Raw genomic sequence first — 18,143 nt, 5'->3', positions numbered from 1 at the left:
CTCCCCTCTCGCGCTCTCCCCTTCCTAAATTTTTTAACTTTTACGACTTGTTGGCGGGCAACATCCCCTCACCGTTAAAAGTCTTCCCTATGTGGCCCAAAGTCAAGCCGGCTGACGCAGTCTAACCGCCCGTTTCCTATTCGCGCCCGAAGCGCCAAGTACCGATTCGGTAGTTTTCGGATTTTCGCCATTTGAGAAACGCCGCCATGCGGCCAGACTTTTCCGCGACCAATCCGAAAAATTGTTGGCTGTTAGGCTTTCAGTCTTCCCTACTCGTTGCCACAGGTCCTTGTTGGCGCTGCAATACCCTCTTGGCGGGCGAGGAGCACGGGGCTTCCCAGAGCCGGCGTGATCCTCGCCCGCCGCCGTTTCACGCCATAACCGCCTCAAATCGGTACGCTCGTTTCTCCAGGCTCAGCCGCCACAAAATGATGGCCAGTTTTCGAGCTAAGGCTGTGATGGCCTTTTGGGCCAGGCCGCTTTTCCCCAGCAACTTGTGATACCAGGCCTGAGCCTTCGGATCGTGTGCGCGCCATTTCCAGGCCGCCTCCACTAAAAGACTTCGCAGTTTGGTCTGCCCCACGGGCCGTAACCTGGCCCGGCCCTTGCTCTCGCCGCTCTGGCGCACCATGGGCGCAAGTCCCAGATAGCTTGTCACCTCTTCGGCCCGGCTGAAACGTTCCGGCTGAAACAACTCCAGACGGAAGGTCGCGGCGATGAGCGGCCCCACACCGGGCACGGTGCGCAGGCACTTGATGACTTTGTCATGCTCTCCCTGGCGGCAAATTGTCTCAAGTTGCTGTTCAACGAGGGACAATTCGCTGGTGATGGCATGCATCTCCCGCACAAAACTTTCCAGCGTATACCGGGCAGCCTGATGCATGGGCAGTTTAAGCAGGGATGCTACAGCGACCTTGCTCCAGTATTTCAGATTGGGTGGTTCGGTAAGGCCCAAAAAAAGCAGATGGGAATGGATGCGAAGTTTCACACGACGCAGGTCGTCGGCCAGATCGTGTCGTCGGCGCTCCAGGCTCCTCTGGGCTTCTTGCTCCTCGGTCGGCACGGCGATGGGACGCAGCATCCCCTTGGCGGCGTAATCGGCCAGTTTGACGCAATCGAGCCGGTCTGTTTTTGCGCCCCAGACCACGGGGCGGGGAATCCGACTGGGAGCCGCCACGAGATTGGGAATCCCTGCCTTTGTGAGCGCTCTGGACAGGGTGAATCCGGTCGGCCCGGATTCACTGGCCGCCATGGCCACGGTGACGCCCACCGCGGCCAATTTGTCGATCAGAGCCTGCGGGCTCGCCGACATCACCAAGGTGTGGACGACTCCATCAAACCGACGTAACGCAACAAAATAACTATTTTTATGGACATCCAATCCGACAAAAAAAGATCGACCTTGTGAAGCCTCCACAAACGCTTGAAGTTGGGATAACGCTTGTCCTGCCATGTTGGTCTCCTCGCCTCGTTTGTGTCTACGAGCACATTTACTGGCACTATCAGCCAGTTTGAGGGTCGAGGCCAACATGGTATTTGGGAAGGGGGTCTGGGGGGAACCTTTCTACAGAAAGGTTCCCCCCAGTCTCATTACGACGCCCTGCGTCGCTTCTCCCGGATCTCGGTCAGGCAGGAGACGCCTTCGCCCCGGCGCAGGGGCACGAAGCAGGCGTTGTCGCTGACGCAGGCGGAAGGGGCGGCATCGCCGGACTCCCAGCGCGCGATAAGGCCCGGCTCGCGGATCAGCGGCCGGGACAGGGCGACCATGTCGGCCGTGCCCGAGGCGACAATCCCCTCGGCGGTTTCCAGGCTGCGTATGCCGCCGACCAGAATAAGCGGGATGCCGATCCCCTGGGCTTTGAGCGCGGCGGCCTGTTCCCGGTAATAGGCCTCGCCGTCGGGAATGGCGAGCTTCCCCGGTCGCACGGGCGCCAGTTTGCCCGAATCCAGCGTGCCGCCGGAAAGTTCCACCGCGTCCGCGCCGGCGGCCTCGAGCCAGGAAACGACCTGCCGGCCTTCCTCGGCCGTCATGCCGCCCTCGATGAAATCCTCGCTGTTGATCTTGACCAGGACCGGATAACCGTTGCCGATCCGGCCCCGGATGGCGCCTATGGTTTCGAGCAGAAGCCTGGCCCGGTTGGCCAGAGCGCCGCCGTAGGCCCCCAGGCGACGGTTGGTGCGCGGGGAGAGAAACTGGCTTACGCCGTAGCCGTGGGCGGCGTGGATCTGCACACCGTCGGCCCCGGCGTCACGGCACAGGGCGGCGGCCGCGCCAAAGGCGGCCTCGAACCGGGCCAGATCCTCGGCGCTCATGGCCATGCACGGCGGCGCGTCCTGGGTCGCGGGCGGCGAAGGCCCGACCACCGGCTCGCCGGACAGGGTCGGATCGGCCCGGCAGCCGGCGTGGGCAAGCTGGACCACGAACCGGCCGCCATGGGCATGGACGGCCCTGGCCAGCCTGGCCACCCCCGCTTCCATCTCCGGCCTGTGGACGCCAAGCTGGCCGATGCCGGCCTGTCCCCGCTTCTCCACGTAGGCATGGCCCGAGATGACGAGCCCCACCCCGCCGATGGCCAGGGTTTTGAGCGCCGCCTCGAGCCTGTCCGTGACCGTGCCGTCGGGAGCGGCCATGCCCTCGGCCGTGGCCGAACGCACGAAACGGTTCTTGACCCGCATGCCGTTGATCACGATGGGATCGAAAACGCCCATGGTTTACGCCGCCTCGAAGCGATCCAGGAACCGTTCCAGATCATTGGGGTCGCCGTCCTGGTAGTCCTCGGGATAAAGCAGCGCGCCCATGAAGAAGATGCTCTCGAGGGACAGGGCCATGCCGGCCCGTCGGGCGAAATCCTCGAGCCCCGCAGCAAAGGCGGCCGCGCCATCCGCGTCGGAGGCGGACAGGCTATCGGCAACCTCCCCGGGCAGGCCTTCGAGGGTCAGGCATTTGTCGGTCAGAAGCTTCCGGTGACCGGCGGTGTCGCCCGCCTCATGAAGGGCCCTGCCGGCCTCGGCTTCCAGGCGGCGGATCGCCACGGCCGCTTGCCGGGCCATGTCCAGGGCCGCCTGGGGAACCTTGGGTTTTCCCATTTTTCCTCCCGTGTTGCGACAGACGGTATCATACTGCCAATCCCGTGCATAACAAAACCGGCCTGCCAGGCCAAGCGGCGCCCCCGATCAAGGCCCCTTGACGGCCGCCCCGGCCAGACGCTAGGAGTTGTTCAAGGAAAAAAGGTGGTTATGCAACGCAGCGATTTCCCAGGCGATTCCTTGCCCAGGCTCGATCCGGCCAGCCCGAGCACCCGGCTTCCGTCCGCCCCGGCGCTGTCCGGCCCGGCCCGGCTGTGTTTCGACCAGGGGGATTACGAACTGCTGGGACTCGTCGCCGACGTCTGGTCCCGGCGGGATTCCCCGGGACTGCGGGGATTGCTCGCACCGTACCTGCACCCCCACGGCATCAAGGAAATGGCTGCCCCGCGCACCCTGCGCCTAGCCTACGCCATCATCCGCCTGATCGGCTCGCTGGAGGCCGGACTGGCCGACGACCGGTTGCGGGCGCTGGCCTGCCTGCGCGACGAGGCCACGGCCATCGCCGGCACCGGTCTGGAGAAGAACACGGCCCGGGTGCTGGTGGAAATCATGAAGCAGCTCGTGCGGGCGGGCGACGACCGGCGGCGGCAGCTGGAGCTGGCCCACGACTTCCGCGCCGCCGTGCCGGGCAATCCCCGGGTGGTGCGCCGCCTGCTCGCCGAGAACCACCTGCTCGAGATGCCGGAAGAATGGAACCAGGTTTCCTTCGACGACCATGTCCACGACGCCGCGACCAAAGGGCGCAAATCCCCCACCCACCTGATCCTCGACGCCTGGATCAAGGGCATCCGCCGGCTCACCGTGGTCCACTACCACCACGTGCATCCGGACACCGCCGCCGAACTGCTGGCCGCCGCCGCCGTCATGGGAATGGAGGTGGCCATCGGCATCGAACTGCTGGCCCGTCACGACGGCAGGCCGGTCAAATTCCTGTGGACCCCGGAGGCCTTGTCCCGTCCCGAAGAGAGCGCCGCGTTTCTGCGCGATCCCGAGATCGAGGCCTTCATGCGCCAGGGGCGGGAAGTCTCCCTGCGCTTCAAGCGCCACGCCCTGGCGCTGCTCGACGCCTTCAACACCCGCCACCGACCGGCCATAAACACCCGCTTCGGGCTCGACCTGCCGCCCCTGTCCCCGGACGCCTTTCTCGAAGCCGTGGGGCACGGCCAGCCCAGTCCCCTGCATCTGGCCCGGTTCATCCACGACCGGCTGGAACCGCTTCTGGCCGCGCGGGGCAAGGCCTTGCCAGCCCGGGCGGCCCCGGGCGACACGACGCTCAAGGACTACCTGGCCACCCTGGAGGCCCTGGACGTGGAGGCGCTGCTGGACGGCTGGCTCTCGCCCGGGGCCAACCCGGAGCTCACGCCGCCCGAGGAGGCCGCGCCCGGCGAAACCCTGCCCAAGCGCCTGCGCGTGTCGCCACGGGAACTTTGCGACACGCTCGCCAAACTGTGCGGCGCGCACCGCCTGACGCTGGTGGCGGCGGGCATGGCCCTTTCCGATGTGCTGCGCCTGCTGTTCGCCTGCCAGGGCGCGATCACGCATATCGAGGTCCTAAACCTCCGGCTGTTCGAAACGGAAAAACGCGACGCGACCGATACGCTGGAGCTTTTGGCCATCCTCAACGCCGGTGATGCCGTGGGGCTCAAGGAGCGCATCACCCGGGCGGCCGACCGGGCCGAGGCGGCCGGAGATGCGGCAACGGCCGCGCGGCTGCGGGAACTGCGCCCGGACGTGGGGAAAATCACGGCCGCCTACCGTCGCGCCCCCCTTGGCGTGCGCATGGGTTCGGATTCCTCGGGCCATTCCATCCGTTGCCACGGCATGGGGCTGGCGGTGGCCGACACCCTGCCCCACCGCACCCGACGCCACCTGGCCGCCCGGGCCAGGAAGCCGGACGAGAGCCTGCGCCGGGTCATCCCCGTGGGACTGGCCGTCTCGCCGCGCCTTTCCGCCCTGCCCGACGACTGCCCGCCGGGACCCGTCACCCGGGCGCGGCGCCGTCTTGGCGAATGGCCGGCCCTGCGCCTTGGCGGCTACCGCTGGCGACTGTCGTGGATGGTGGGCCGCGCCTTCAAGGCGACCGGAAAAACCGCCAACATCCATACCCTGGGCGGCATGCAGCCAAGCGCCGCCGAACGCTTTCTGCAGGCGGCCGCCGATGCCCGGCCCATGCGGTTCCGGGGGCGCTACGCCAACGGTGCGCTCAAAAACGCCGTGAAAATCGGCATCGGCTTCGCCGTGGCCGCCGTGTCTTTCGCCAGCACGCATTCGTGGTGGGTCCTGGCCTATGGCGGCCCGTTCATCTGGTTCGGCATAACGGGACTGCGCAACCTGATCCAGACGGCTTTCGGCTGCGGCGGGCTGCGGCGAAGCCCGCTTCTGCGCTGGGAAGACTACGTCAGCATCGACCGCATCGCGGACTCGCTTTTTTTCACCGGTTTTTCCGTACCCCTGCTCGACGTCCTGGTGCGCTCGGTCATCCTCGGCCACGGGTTCGACATCACCACCACCACCAACCCGACCGCCCTTTTCACCATCATGGCCGTGGCCAACGGGCTGTACCTGGCCAGCCACAACCTGTTCCGGGGACTTCCCCGAACGGCGGCCCTGGGCAACCTGTTCCGGTCGGTGCTCTCCATCCCGCTGGCCGTGGGCATCAATTTCGTCCTGGCCTGGACCTTGCGGCAGGCCGGCGCGGCCTCGCCCGAGGCGCTCCTGGACCCTTTCGCGGCCATCGTGTCCAAGTTCGCCTCGGACTGCGTGGCCGCCGTCATCGAAGGGCTGGCCGACCGGGGCCACTACCTGCGCCTGCGCGCCCGCGACTACCGGGAAAAATTCCGCCAGCTCCGGGAGGCGCAGACGCGGCTCGAGCTGCTCCATCCCGACGCCGATGCGGCGAGCCTGCTCGAGTCGCCCAAACGGTTTCTGTCCGACCTGGACGCGCGCCCGGGCGGCCTGCAAGCCATTTTTATCGCAAACGCTTTGGATTTTATGTATCTATGGATGTACCAGCCCCACGCCCGTACGGTCATGGCCCGGGCTTTGCGCGCCATGTCGCTGCGGGAGCGCCGGGTGTTTCTGCTGTCGCAGTACGTGCTGTTGCGGGAAAAGGAGATCAGCCGCCTTTTTATCGACGGCCTGGTGGGAAAGACGTTCGCGCCGGCCCTGGCCTTCTATTTAAGCAACGCCCGGCGCTACCTGGAGGATATCCAGCGTCTCGCCATGCGCCTGCCGCCGGCCGAGACGCAAAGTCTGGAAAACACGCTATTCGGCCACGACGCGTCGTCGCGCGACCGGTAGCCGCATCCCTGAAAAATACGCGCGTATTTAAAAAAATAAATTCTTCCGAACTGTTACATTCGAAAGTCGGCTCTCGGGCTTTCGGAAACGGGCGGGGCGTCATTCCCGCCTCCCGCCGCCGCGTGCCCGACACGTTCCGGCGGCGGGAGACCACGGTGTGCGATGGCTAGGCTTCGGAAGAGCCCACGCCGGAAAGCGCGCCGGAAATGATGTGGTCGACGTTATCCATGGGATTACTGCCGCCGTTTTGCTGGGCGGCGTACTTCATGGCCGCCTGGCCCTGGGCGCCGGAAGCGTTGCTCGGCGGCTCGGAGGGGCCCAGCGAAGACATATTGCCCGATTTGGCGGCCTGGGCGAACTTGCCGGCCATATCGCTGTACATGCCGGCGGCCTTGGAATCCGTGGAATTCTTGGCCGCATCGGACAGACTGTCCGAAATCTTCTGCGCCACTTCCTTGAACTTGTCCGGATCGGAACTTTGCAGATCGTTGAGTTTCTGCATCATTTCCGCGCCGTTGGAAAAATTTTTGCCGTCACCCTGAATGCCCTGGCTCCCGGAGGAGTTATCGTTCGAGCCCGAAGCCGCGTTCACGGTCGAGGATTTGCTGGAGCTGGTCAGCGTGCCCAGGCTCGTATTGGTGCCACTGCCGTAACTAAGGCTGATAGGATCAGAAGACATGGCGTTTCTCCTTTGGTTTGGTGCAACCTTGCCTGCGGGTCTTATCGGCCGAAGGACAAATGAGTTTAGAGAAAAAAATAAAATATTTCGACGTAACCTTTTTATTAACATTGCGTCAGATCAAAACGATCCCCGAAAACGCCCCGAAAGACTTCTGCGATACAAAAGCGAATCCTCCCATAAAGCACTCCATCTCTCCGCGTATTATTGAGCAACGCCTCTGTTATTCCATCCATTTCACAGATATAATTTTATCCATGAGGCGTCATATAAAAGACACATTTCCCCCTAATCTTCCACCACTGCTTCCATAATCACTCCGCGACCTCCGCCTCCCCGCCCCCCGAAAAAATCCGGACCCACATCCCCAAAAGACGTCCGGGACCAAACCCTGTCCCGCGCCCGGGACGACGACAAAAAACCGTCGCCCGGCAGCCAAAACGGCCCGGGCGACGGCGGGATACCCTCTGTTCGGGAAAAGACGGCCACCGCGGCGGCCAAGAAAAAGCGGACGCCCTGCCCCCGCGCCAGAAGGCGATAGGAGGGATGGGCTGTGGGAAAACGCGCGCGCCCGGGCCAGGGGAACCGGCCGCGGGCGCACGCGATCAGAACATCTGCTTGAGCAGGTCCTCGCCCTTGCCGAGCGGCGCGTTGGGGTCGGTGAAAAAGGCTTTTTCCTGCTCCTCGTCCATGATGGCCATGGAGCCGCGTTCGGTGCCTTCCTTGAAGGCCATGGGCACCCCGTCCACGTTGGCCATGACGATGCCCGGGGGCCGGGAGAAGTCCTCGACCGGATAATCGTTTTCCACGGCCTCGCGGTAGGCCAGCCAGATGGGCAGCGCCGCCCGTCCGCCGGTCTCGCCCTTGCCCATGGGCTTGGGCTGGTCGAAGCCGACGTAGCAGCCGGTCAGCAGATAGGGCGAGAAGCCCATGAACCAGGCGTCCTGGAAGTCGTTGGTGGTGCCGGTCTTGCCGGCGAGGGGCCGCCCCAGGACCTTGATCCGCGTGGCCGTGCCGGCCCGCACCACCTCTTTGAGCATGCAGTCCATGATATAGGCGGTCTGGGGCGTGAGCACCTGCTTGATCTCGGGCTTGTTGACGTAGAGTTCCTCGCCCCAGGGGCTTTTGACGTCCAGGACGAAGCGCGGGGTGATGGTCGAACCGTCGCGGGCAAAGGCCGAATAGGCGTGGATCATGTCCAGCAGGTTGACGGCGACAGCCCCCAGGCTCACCGGCAGGTACGGCACGAATTCACCGCGCAGCCCCAGTTCCTGGGCCCGGGCGATGATCTTCTTCATGCCCACCTGCTGGGCCACCCGCACCGTGACGAGGTTCTTCGACTTGGACAGCGCGGCCCGCAGCGTCATGGGCCCGGAATAGCTGCCCTCATAGTTGCCCGGCGACCAGACCTGGCCGCTCCAGGGATCGCGATAGGAAAAAGGCGCGTCCATGACCACGGTGGCCGGGGTCATGCCGTTGTCCATGGCCACGGAATAGACGATGGGCTTAAACGACGATCCGGGCTGGCGAAACGACTGGGTGGCCCGGTTGAACTGGCTTTTTTCGAAGGAGAAACCGCCGACGCAGGCCAGCACCTCGCCCGTGCGCGGGTCCATGGACACGATGGCCCCCTCGATGCGCGGCTCGAGCTGCATGGCCAGCTTCCACATGGGCCGGGCGGACGGGGCCGGGGCGGATTTCCTCGCTTCGGCGGCCTTGCCCTTTTTGCCCTTGGGAGCCGGGGCCTCGGCCTCTTCCTTGCGGGCACCGGGCTTTTCCGGCTCGGCCAGCACCGAGGCCCAGATGAGGTCGCCGACCTCCACCCGGCCCTTGGCCCAGCCGATCTCGCCGGCCGGGATGAAACCGTACTTGTCGCCGAAACGCACGGTCAGCCCCTGGGCGCCGGACTCGGTGACCAGGGCCTTGAGCCAGCGACCCGGGGTCAAAAGCGCTGACGGCACGTTGCTGTGGGCCAGAAAATCCGCGTACTTGTCCTTGTCGAGCTTCTCCAGGGTCGGCTTGTAGCCCCGGCGTTTCTCCGAGGCGACCAGCCCCTCGCGCAGGGCCCGCTCGGCCGCCTCCTGGTGCTTGAGGTCCACGGCCGTGTGCACGTGCAGGCCGCCGTTGTAGACCTGATCCTCGCCGAAACGGTCGATGAGCTCCCGGCGCACCTCCTCGAGGTAGAACGGGGCCACCTCCCAGGACGGGTCGGGCATGCTTTTGAACACCAGCGGCTCGGCCACGGCCTGGTCGTGCTGGGCCTGGGTGATCCAGCCCTGGGCCAGCATGCGGCCGAGCACGTATTTCTGGCGGTTCTTGGCCGCCTGGAAATCCCGAAACGGGCTGTAGCGCGAAGGCGCCTGGGGCAGGCCGGCCAGAAGCGCTGCCTGGGCCAGGGTCAGGTCGCCGACGTGGACGCCGAAGTAGGTCCGCGCCGCCGCCTCCACGCCGTAAGCCCGGGAGCCGAGGTAGATCTGGTTGAGGTAGATGGTGAGGATCTCGTCCTTGGTCAGGTACTTTTCCAGGCGGTAGGCCAGGATGGCTTCCTTGATCTTGCGCTTGTAGCTTTTTTCCGAAGAGAGAAGCAGCCGCTTGATGACCTGCTGGGTGATGGTGGAGCCGCCCTGCCGGATGCCGCCGCGCTGGAGGTTCTTGATCATGGCCCGGACGATGGCCGAAAGGTCCACGCCCTCGTGCTGATAAAAGGTGGCGTCCTCGGCGGCCAGAAAGGCCTTGGGCAAAAAGTCGGGCATCTCCGAAAGCGTCACCAGAAAGCGCTTTTCGGAATAGAGGTAGCCGAGCACCTTGTTGTTGCGGGTGTAGATGGTCGTCACCAGCGGCGGGCGGTAGTCGGTGATTTTGCGAAAGCTCGGCAGATCGCTCGATGCCCAGTAATACAGGCCGATCAAGCCGGCGGCACCGGAAACGACGCCAACGAACAACAACAGAACAAGCAATATGAGGAGTTTTTTCACGTACCAAATCTCGCTGGGGCGGGAGTGACCGCGGGCATGCCTTCCTGTGGAGGAAGCCCCCAGGCCAGCCGCAGTCGGCCGTGGAGATCGCGGACTTGCCCCTCGGTCGCCACAAGAAGCGCAAGCATCCCGGCGACGGTGCGGCCCTGGCGGTGGACGAGGCAACCGGCGGCGGCAAAGGCCGTGACCCGTCCGTCGGTCATCCAGAATGGGAAGAGGCGGCAATAATACGGCCGGGCCTCCCTTGGCAAGCGGCATCCGTCGTCCCGCAAAAACACGCAGTGCCCCTCGGGCGTGACCGACAGGCGCAGGTGCCGTCCCCATTCCGGGAAAAGGCTTTCGACCAGCTTGCCCTCACGGGGAAAAAGCCGGCGCATGCAGGAGAGAAACGCCCCGGAATTGGCTTCCGGCGTGAACGCGCCGAGCGAAAGGCCCACATGCTCGGCAATGCGGTGGCGCTCCATCTCGGAAATGGGGAAGCACAGGTCCTCATGTCCGGGCGTGAGCGAACAGCAGGTGGGACCGGCCGCGGCGCATTGGCGGCAGTTTTCCGGATTGGGCGGCGCGGGGATCTCCCCGGGCCGGGAAAAGGCGTTCACGGTAACCTCCAGAGGCGCTTGGCCGTCGCCGGACGGCAGACGACCGGCGCATCGATACTGGACACCATAATACCGCCAAACGCGACCGTAAAGGCCGAGCCGGTACAGCGGACGCCTTCCGTTTCGGACAAAGAGGCGGCAGGGGAACCCCTATAAAAAGGGTTCGCCCCGCTCGCGCGCGCGCTTTCCTACCCTTCTCAAACTGCGGCGTTTAAGGGCGCGGCCCTAACGCGGCAGCTTTTCCCGGGCAAGGTCGGTCAGGGCCAGCCGGCCCTCGACATCCACGAGCAATCCCAGGTTGACCAGATCGCGCACCATGGGTTCGACCTGGGAAAAATGGCGCACCAAGGCCCGGCTGATATCCTCCTCGGTCGCCGGCGGATCGCAGACGCGCAGGATATCCTTGGCCGTCTGGGTCAGTCCTCCGTCGGGTTTGATGGCGGCGACGCTCTCATCGGCGTCTATACGTTCGTGTAGATTGTCCTCGGACGTCATGCCGTCTCCTTTTTGCAAAAATACCAATCCGGGCAGCCCGGCCCAGCCGCCTTCACCCGCTCCTCGGCCATGGCCTTGGTGCGCGGTGGCGGGGCGAGCACCGCCTCGCCCGGCTTCCAGCCGGCCGGGGTGGCGACGCCATGGGCGTCGGTCGTCTGCAGGGCCGCGACCAGCCGCACGATCTCGTCCACATTGCGGCCGGTGGTCATGGGGTAGGCAAGCTGAGCCCGCACGATCTGGCGGTCGTCGATGACGAAGGTCACACGCGAGGGCTCGTTCGGTGATTCGGCGGGCATGTGCATGCCGTAGCGCCGCGCCACCACGCCGGTGGTGTCCGCGCCCAGAGGGAAATCGACGGTGACCGAAAACCGCGATTCCAGGGAGCGCACCCAGGCGATATGGGAAAAGATGGAATCCACGGACAGCCCGAGCAGTTCGCAGCCGCTGGCGCGCAACGTCTCGTGCACGCCGGCGAAGGCGATGATCTCCGTGGCGCACACCGGGGTGAAGTCCGCCGGATGGGAGAAAAGCACCAGCCAGCTTCCCCGGAAGTCTTCCAGACGCAGGATGCCCTGGGTGGTTTCGATCTCGAAATCCGGGGCGGGCTCCCCGAGGCGCGGAGGAAAGGACAGGGCTTCACTGTCGCTCATGCGGGCTCCTTGACGGTCGCGGACAGCTGCCGCGACACGGCGTAGATGCCCAAGGTATCGCCGCATACAAGGCCGGCGTCAAGCGCCGGAGCGCCGTGCGCGGGGCCTGTGGCCTCAGTCGAGGCCGTACAAATCGTCGGCCAGCCGATGCAACAGCGCCGCTTTGATCTCCGCCGCCTGCTCCGGGTCCTCCACCCTTCGGCCGTCGGGACCGCGCACGTAAAACACGTCGCGCACCCGGCCGGCGGGGGTCACCACCTTGGCCAGATGCATCTCCAGGCGCAGCTCGTAGAGCGTGCGGGCGATGTCGTATAAAAGCCCCACCCGGTCGTCGCAGGTCACCTCCAACACGCTGTAGAGGTCCGAGGCCCGGTCGTCGAGCACCACCTCGGGCGGGGTTCGCGGACGGTTGGCGACCGGCGGGTAGAGAAACGATTCCCGTTTTTTGGCCAGCCGGTAGGCGAGAAAGAGCTTGCCCGAAAGGGCATAATGCACGGCCCGGGCGACCCGGGCGAAGACCTCGTCGGCATAGAGCAGGTCCGGCGGATTGGCGGTGCGCAGCGACAATATCGTCACCCCGCCCTCCCAGGCGAACACGTCGGCGTCGCGGATGGACAGGTCATAGAGGGCCAGCGCCCCGCACACGGTGGCGAAAAGGGCGCGCACGCCCCGTGCCGCCACGGTCAGGCGAAAGCCGTCGGCCTCGGGCAAGGCCTCGTGGCGCAAAACGGCCACGTCCCGGCCCCGGCGGGCCGATCGGGCGCTCGGGCGCATGCGCCTGTCTTCGGCCTCGGCCGCGTCCAGTTCCCTGAGCAAAGCCAGGTGGGACAGGATGGTCTCGGCCGATTCCACCACCAGGTAGCGCGGCGGCATGGCCAAAAGCGCCCGTTCCAGGGCCTCGGGCTCCATGCACTCGCCGGCCAGCTCGCGCACGCGTTCCCGCGTCGCCAGCATGATTTTGGCGTCGCCGGCGTCGAAAAGCCGCCCCTGCTCGATGGCGGCGCGGACCTTGTCGTAGAGCTCGAAAATGAGCGATTCCTTCCAGCCGGTCCAGGCCTGCGGCCCGGTGGCCTGGCCGTCGCAGCGGGCAATGAGCGTCAGCATGTCGAGGGTTTCCACCGTGGCCACCCGGGCCGCCACCCCGGCCACCACGTCCCGGTCGGCCAGGTCGCGCCCGGTGGCCGTTTCCGGCAACAGCAGATGCTCGCGCACGAGTCCGGCCACGGCATGGCGCACCTCCAGCGGCGCGGCGAGTCGGGCCAGCATGGCCTCGGCCAGCTGCGCCCCTTTTTCCGCATGGCCCCCGCCCAGGCCCTTGCCCACGTCGTGGAGCAAAAGCCCCCAGAAGACCAGTTCCGGCCGGGGCAGGCCGGCCAGAAGCGCCTTGTAGCGCGACGGCTCCCCGGCCCGGATGCCGGCCAGAAGCCGTACCGCCTCCAGGGTGTGCCGGCCCACGGGGTGCACGTGGTAGATGTCGAAGGCGACGATGTCCTCGACCCGGGCGAATTCCGGCAGCGCGGCCCGCAAAAGCCCGGTGCCCATGACCGCGTCCATGGCCGCGCCGGTGGCGTCGGCCTGCATGACCGCGCCAAGGCCCTCGTAGAGCCGCCGCCCGGAAAGCGGGGACACCCCGGCCAGGCGGGCGTAGGCTTCGGCCATGGCCCGCATCCGGCGCAGCGTCTCGTGGGACGGCGCACGGCCGGTCCGGGCACAGGCCAGTAGCAGGTTGAAAAGCCCCTCCATGGCCGCCTCGTCGGAGAGTCCCGGCGCAAAGCGCAGGCCCTCCGGGGCGAGCTCCACGCCGCCCCCCAGCGCCTTGGCCGGCGCGCCGAGATCGAGCGCCCCGAGAGAGCCGGCCAGAAGCGGCCAGGCGGAAAGGCGCAAGGCCTTGATGTCGGCCATGCGGCGCAAAAGCTTTGCCAAAAACCGCTCCACCCCGGCCCGGTCGCCGCGCGGCCCAAAGCCCATGGCCTCGGCCACGCGCTCCTGGAACTCGAAATACAGCTTGTCGTTTTTGCGGCCGCACAGGCGATGCAGATGCATCCGGGCGGTCAGGACGAAATGAAAATCCTCGGACAGGGCGGCCAGTTCCGGGGCCAGGAGCCCGGCATCGCGTTCGCGCCCGGCGTCAAGGGCCAGAAGCCAGCGCACCTGATGGACGGCGCGCAGTCCGCCCAGGCCGTTTTTGAGGTTGGGTTCGAGCATGGCCCCGGCGTCGCCGTAGGACGCCTTGCGTGCGTTGTTGTCCGCATCGAGCCACAGGGCGAAATCGGCGGCCCGGTCCGGAAACACGTCGGCGGCCAACCGGGCGGCCAGGCCCTCGTGCACGCCGACGTCGCCGGCAATGAACCGGGCGTCGAGCAGCGAGGCCAGCACTTGCTGGTCCGTGCGGGCCAGTTCCAGGCACTGGGCCATGGTGCGCACGCCATGGCCCAGGTCCACGCCCAGGTCCCACAGCGGGAAAAAAAGAAACCGCGCCAGTTCGGGCGCGTCGGGGGGGCATTCGCCGCCGAAGACCACCAGCACGTCGATGTCCGAGGCCGGGCACAGTTCCCGCCGGCCGTAGCCGCCCACGGCCACCAGGGCAAAGGCCGGCCGGCCGGCTGCCGACGCCTCGTACTCGGCCAGACGTTCGCGGAAATAGCGGTCAAAGACGTCGGCCAGGGCCGCGACGTAGGACACGTCCACCTGACCGTCGGCCAAGGCCGTGTCCAGAAGGGCCTTGCCTTCGACGAGCAGGGCCGCGCTCGGCGGTTTTTCCTGTAGGGGCATGGATGGTTCCGGGGGCGTCAGGCGCCAAGGAGGGGAAGCCTTGGCCACATCTTCATCTCTCTCATAACACAGCGAAATTAACCGTCATTTCCCCAATTCGGCGAAAAGTTTAGGAAAGGGAGAGCGCGAGAGGGGACAACCCTTTTCAAAGGGTTTCCCCTCTCGCACTGTCTTCTCTTCATCGCATCAGATAGCCGCGTTGCCGGTCTCGCCGGTGCGGATACGGATCACCTCGTCGATGCTGGAAACGAAGATCTTGCCGTCGCCGACCTCGCCGGTCTGGGCGGCGGCCTTGATGGTGGCGATCACCTCGACGGCCATGGCATCCTCCACCACCACCTCCATCTTGATCTTGGGCACGAAATCCACCTGGTACTCGGCCCCACGGTAGACCTCGGTATGGCCGCGCTGGCGACCGAAGCCCTTGACCTCGGAGATGGTCATGCCCTTGATGCCGATGCCGGTGAGCTTTTCCTTGATCTCATCGATCTTGTAAGGCCGCGTGATGACTTCGATTTTTTTCATGGCGCGTGTACTCCCCCGCGTTAGAGCTGGTAGCCGACTTCACTGTGCTGGCTGACGTCGAGGCCCTTGGTCTCGTCGTCCAGGCTTACCCGAATACCAACCATCAAGTCCACGACCTTAAACAGGATCAGCGACATGACGAAGCAGTAGGCCCAGGTGGCGACCACCGAGACGAACTGGATCCACAACTGGCCGGGGTTGCCGTAGAAAAGGCCGTTGGCCCCGGCGTCGTTGACGGCCGTGGTGGCGAAAAGGCCGGTGGCCAGCGCGCCGAAGGTGCCGCCCAGGCCATGGATGCCCACGACATCCAGGGCGTCGTCGTACTTGAGCCGGCTTTTGAGCAGCACGCCGCCGTAGCACAGCGCGCCGGCGACAAGGCCCATGAGGATGGCCGGCATGGGCTCGACGAAGCCCGCCGCCGGAGTGATGGCGACAAGGCCCGCCACCGCGCCGGAAGCCATGCCAAGCGTGGTCGGCTTGCCGCGATGGAGCCACTCCACCACGATCCAGCTCACGGCCGCGGCCGCGGCGGCAAGATGCGTGGTGACGAAGGCCGAGGCGGCCAAGCCGTTGGCGGCCAGGGCGCTGCCGGCGTTGAAGCCGAACCAGCCGAACCACAAAAGCCCCGCGCCAAGGATGGTCAGCGGCAGGTTGTGGGGAATGAACGCCTGCTTGCCGTAGCCGCGCCGGGGGCCCAGGTACAGGGCCGCGGCCAGGGCGGAGGCGCCGGAACTCATGTGGACCACCGCGCCGCCGGCGAAATCGAGGGCCCCCATCTTGGCCATCCAGCCGCCGCCCCAGACCCAGTGGGCCATGGGCGAATAGACCACGATCATCCACAGGCTGGTGAAGACGAGAAAACCGGAAAACTTGATGCGCTCGGCGAACGCGCCGGTAATCAGCGCCGGCGTGATCACCGCGAACATGCACTGGAAGATCATGAAGGCCAGGTGCGGGATATTGTCCACGCCCGGCTTGGCGGCGGTCCCGACCCCGCGCAGGAACACGTAGTCGAGATTGCCGATCAGCCCGCCGATATCGCCGCCGAAGGCCAGGCTGTAGCCGACAATGGCCCAGATGATGGTGACGGTGCCAAGCAGGATGTTGGAGTGCATGAGCGTACCGAGGATGTTCTTGCCCCGGACCATGCCACCGTAAAAAAGTGCCAACCCCGGGGTCATGAGCATGACCAGGGCCGCCGAAATGAGCACGAAAGCGGTGTCCGCCGCGTTCATGGGTTCCCCCTCTCGTAACGTTTTTGTGTACCAAGCCCCAGCCGATGCCGTGTCTCCATCCGCCCCGGGACAAACAAGGCCGGACCTCTCTCCACAAGGGTCCGACGCGCTCCGCAGGCGGCGCGGCGCCATTCCCACTAGTGTGAAGTTGACATTTTTGCAACTCCAAAAAAACCTTGTTCCGACCGCCCGAAGAGCCACGCGGCCCTGGCAAGACGCAGCCAAATGATCTATGCTCGGCATCATAAGCAGTAGTCTGCGGAGACCGCCATGGCCGACACAAACGCCAGAATCCTGCTTGTCGAGGATGACGCCGACGTCCGCCAAGCCATAAGCCTTTGGCTGACGACCTCTGGCTACGCCGTCGCCACCGCCGGCGACGGCCGGGCCGGGCTTGCCGCCATCCGCGCCCAGAAACCCGACGCCGTGCTGCTCGACCTGCGCCTGCCCGGCCTGGACGGGTTCGAGGTGCTCAAAGCCCTGGCCCGGGAGGGCGGCGAGCCTCCGCCGGTCATCGTCATCTCCGGCCAGGACGAAATCCAGGGCGTGATCCAGGCCTTTCGCCTGGGCGCGACGGACTATCTGCAAAAACCCATCGTCAGCTTCGACCTGCTCGCCCATGCCCTGGAAGCCGTGCTCGAGCGGCAGCATCTGTCCCAGGCCGTGCGCCTGGCCGAGACCCGCTATTTCAACCTGGTGCAAAACCTGCCGCTTTTGGTCTTCGTCCTGGAAGCGGACCTGCGTGTAGCTTTCATTAACAAATTTTGCCGCACGTTGCTCGGTTTTTCCCGGGGCGAAGCCCTGACCGAACGGGATTGGTTCGTGACGCGCCTGCACCCGGGCGACCGGGAACGCGTGGTCGAAAGCCTCACCCGGGATTTCCCGGCCCGGGGCCGCGCCCGCACCGAGGAATGCCGGTTCATCCACAAAAACGGCGCCACGGTCCACGCGCTGCTGCGAGCCATGCCCTCGACCCGGCCCAACCACGACGACGCCGCGACCATGATCGAAGGCATCGTGGTGGACATCACCGACCGGGTGGAGCTGGAACGCTTCGTGGTCCAGGAGGAAAAGCTCAAGACCCTGGGCGCGATCTCGGCGGAAGTGGCCCACGAGATCCGCAACCCGCTTTTTTCCATCGCCGGCTTCGCCCATCGCCTGCAAGCCCGGATGCCGGACAACCGCGAGGCGGGCATCATCCTGGCCGAAGCCAGACGCCTCGAGGACATCCTGGACCGCATCAGCACCTACCTGCACCCCGTCGATCTGCGCCCCCGGCTGTGTTCGCTCGGGGCCATCGTGTCCGCCGTGGTGGAATTCCTGGCTCCGGAATTTTCCGCCCGGAGCGTCACCACAGAGACGAAACTGGCCGCCGGGCTGCCCGATCTCCAGCTCGACCCGGAACTGCTCACCCAGGTGGTCACAAGCCTCGTGCGCTACGCGTCCAATCGACTGCCCCAGGGCGGCCGGGTGTCGCTCGCCACCTCGCGCCACGCCCGGTTCATCCACCTCGACGTGACCTTCGCCACGACCATGCCGGTGGCCGATCCGGAACTGCTCTTCCTGCCCTTCGAGGAGGGCGCCGAACGCCTCGGGCTGCCGCTGGCCTACCGCATCGTCAAGAATATGGGCGGCTCGCTCACCTTTTTCCAGCTTGGCGGCGAGGCGGCCTTCACCGTGCAACTGCCCCTCGGCGCGCCCTACGACCAGGCGCCGGACCTGGATGATGAGGAGGAGGAAGAGACCGGGGGAGAACCTTTTTGAAAAAAGGTTCTCCCCCGGACCCCCTCTCCAAAAACTTTCCTGCTTACACACAATCATCAGCT

At 65.7% G+C, this 18,143-nt stretch carries 13 protein-coding genes; 2 read left to right on the top strand and 11 right to left on the bottom strand.

Going from position 1 to position 18,143, the window contains the following annotated elements; translation table 11 throughout:
• Window positions 1-370: 370 nt before the first annotated feature.
• From K9F62_11995 to K9F62_11985, 3 genes are all read right to left on the bottom strand, one after another.
• Window positions 371-1,453, bottom strand: a complete 1,083-nt coding sequence (locus tag K9F62_11995; protein ID UJX39450.1) for an IS110 family transposase — start codon at window positions 1,451-1,453, stop codon at window positions 371-373.
• A gap of 137 nt (window positions 1,454-1,590) precedes the next feature.
• A complete protein-coding gene (locus K9F62_11990) occupies window positions 1,591-2,709 on the bottom strand; it encodes an NADH:flavin oxidoreductase (protein ID UJX39449.1) in 1,119 nt (372 codons plus the stop codon).
• A gap of 3 nt (window positions 2,710-2,712) precedes the next feature.
• Window positions 2,713-3,087: a hypothetical protein gene (locus K9F62_11985; protein ID UJX39448.1), complete on the bottom strand. Its 375-nt coding sequence runs from the start codon at window positions 3,085-3,087 to the stop codon at window positions 2,713-2,715.
• Between the two features lie 150 nt (window positions 3,088-3,237).
• Between K9F62_11985 and K9F62_11980 the strand changes: the two genes are divergently transcribed.
• Window positions 3,238-6,387 carry a hypothetical protein gene (locus tag K9F62_11980; protein UJX39447.1) on the top strand — a complete coding sequence of 1,050 codons (3,150 nt, stop codon included), beginning with the start codon at window positions 3,238-3,240 and terminating at the stop codon, window positions 6,385-6,387.
• A gap of 166 nt (window positions 6,388-6,553) precedes the next feature.
• Here K9F62_11980 and K9F62_11975 read toward each other — a convergent pair whose 3' ends face one another.
• The 8 genes from K9F62_11975 to K9F62_11940 form a co-directional block, all read right to left on the bottom strand.
• Window positions 6,554-7,066, bottom strand: a complete 513-nt coding sequence (locus tag K9F62_11975; protein UJX39446.1) for a hypothetical protein — start codon at window positions 7,064-7,066, stop codon at window positions 6,554-6,556.
• A 605-nt stretch (window positions 7,067-7,671) separates the two neighbouring features.
• Entirely contained in the window at window positions 7,672-10,041 is a 2,370-nt protein-coding gene (locus K9F62_11970) for a PBP1A family penicillin-binding protein (GenBank protein UJX39445.1), read from the bottom strand.
• On the bottom strand, window positions 10,038-10,652 hold the full coding sequence (locus tag K9F62_11965; protein UJX43194.1) for a zinc/iron-chelating domain-containing protein: 615 nt from the start codon (window positions 10,650-10,652) through the stop codon (window positions 10,038-10,040). The genes K9F62_11970 and K9F62_11965 overlap by 4 nt, the downstream gene beginning before the upstream one ends.
• Before the next feature lie 213 nt (window positions 10,653-10,865).
• Window positions 10,866-11,135, bottom strand: a complete 270-nt coding sequence (locus tag K9F62_11960) for a hypothetical protein (GenBank protein ID UJX39444.1) — start codon at window positions 11,133-11,135, stop codon at window positions 10,866-10,868.
• A complete protein-coding gene (locus tag K9F62_11955; protein UJX39443.1) occupies window positions 11,132-11,785 on the bottom strand; it encodes a peroxiredoxin in 654 nt (217 codons plus the stop codon). The genes K9F62_11960 and K9F62_11955 overlap by 4 nt, the downstream gene beginning before the upstream one ends.
• A gap of 114 nt (window positions 11,786-11,899) precedes the next feature.
• Entirely contained in the window at window positions 11,900-14,557 is a 2,658-nt protein-coding gene (locus tag K9F62_11950; protein ID UJX39442.1) for an HD domain-containing protein, read from the bottom strand.
• Window positions 14,558-14,743: 186 nt separating this feature from the next.
• Window positions 14,744-15,082, bottom strand: coding sequence for a P-II family nitrogen regulator (locus K9F62_11945; GenBank protein ID UJX39441.1), 339 nt, complete (start codon window positions 15,080-15,082; stop codon window positions 14,744-14,746).
• A 20-nt stretch (window positions 15,083-15,102) separates the two neighbouring features.
• The gene (locus K9F62_11940; GenBank protein ID UJX39440.1) at window positions 15,103-16,317 is read right to left on the bottom strand and encodes an ammonium transporter; all 1,215 of its coding nucleotides are present in this window, start codon (window positions 16,315-16,317) and stop codon (window positions 15,103-15,105) included.
• Between the two features lie 270 nt (window positions 16,318-16,587).
• Between K9F62_11940 and K9F62_11935 the strand changes: the two genes are divergently transcribed.
• Window positions 16,588-18,081, top strand: a complete 1,494-nt coding sequence (locus K9F62_11935; GenBank protein UJX39439.1) for a response regulator — start codon at window positions 16,588-16,590, stop codon at window positions 18,079-18,081.
• Window positions 18,082-18,143: the final 62 nt, after the last annotated feature.

This window comes from Desulfovibrio sp. JY (genome assembly GCA_021730285.1).
In the GTDB taxonomy this organism is placed as follows: domain Bacteria; phylum Desulfobacterota; class Desulfovibrionia; order Desulfovibrionales; family Desulfovibrionaceae; genus Solidesulfovibrio.
This window is presented reverse-complemented; position numbering and strand designations above follow the sequence as displayed.

Excerpts from the sequence above, each read along its gene's own strand:
- K9F62_11940 (UJX39440.1), bottom strand. The coding sequence starts at position 16,317 with ATGAACGCGGCGGACACCGCTTTCGTGCTCATTTCGGCGGCCCTGGTC.
- K9F62_11960 (UJX39444.1), bottom strand. The coding sequence starts at position 11,135 with ATGACGTCCGAGGACAATCTACACGAACGTATAGACGCCGATGAGAGC.
- K9F62_11975 (UJX39446.1), bottom strand. The coding sequence starts at position 7,066 with ATGTCTTCTGATCCTATCAGCCTTAGTTACGGCAGTGGCACCAATACG.
- K9F62_11990 (UJX39449.1), bottom strand. The coding sequence starts at position 2,709 with ATGGGCGTTTTCGATCCCATCGTGATCAACGGCATGCGGGTCAAGAAC.
- K9F62_11955 (UJX39443.1), bottom strand. The coding sequence starts at position 11,785 with ATGAGCGACAGTGAAGCCCTGTCCTTTCCTCCGCGCCTCGGGGAGCCC.
- K9F62_11935 (UJX39439.1), top strand. The coding sequence starts at position 16,588 with ATGGCCGACACAAACGCCAGAATCCTGCTTGTCGAGGATGACGCCGAC.
- K9F62_11980 (UJX39447.1), top strand. The coding sequence starts at position 3,238 with ATGCAACGCAGCGATTTCCCAGGCGATTCCTTGCCCAGGCTCGATCCG.
- K9F62_11985 (UJX39448.1), bottom strand. The coding sequence starts at position 3,087 with ATGGGAAAACCCAAGGTTCCCCAGGCGGCCCTGGACATGGCCCGGCAA.
- K9F62_11995 (UJX39450.1), bottom strand. The coding sequence starts at position 1,453 with ATGGCAGGACAAGCGTTATCCCAACTTCAAGCGTTTGTGGAGGCTTCA.
- K9F62_11945 (UJX39441.1), bottom strand. The coding sequence starts at position 15,082 with ATGAAAAAAATCGAAGTCATCACGCGGCCTTACAAGATCGATGAGATC.
- K9F62_11950 (UJX39442.1), bottom strand. The coding sequence starts at position 14,557 with ATGCCCCTACAGGAAAAACCGCCGAGCGCGGCCCTGCTCGTCGAAGGC.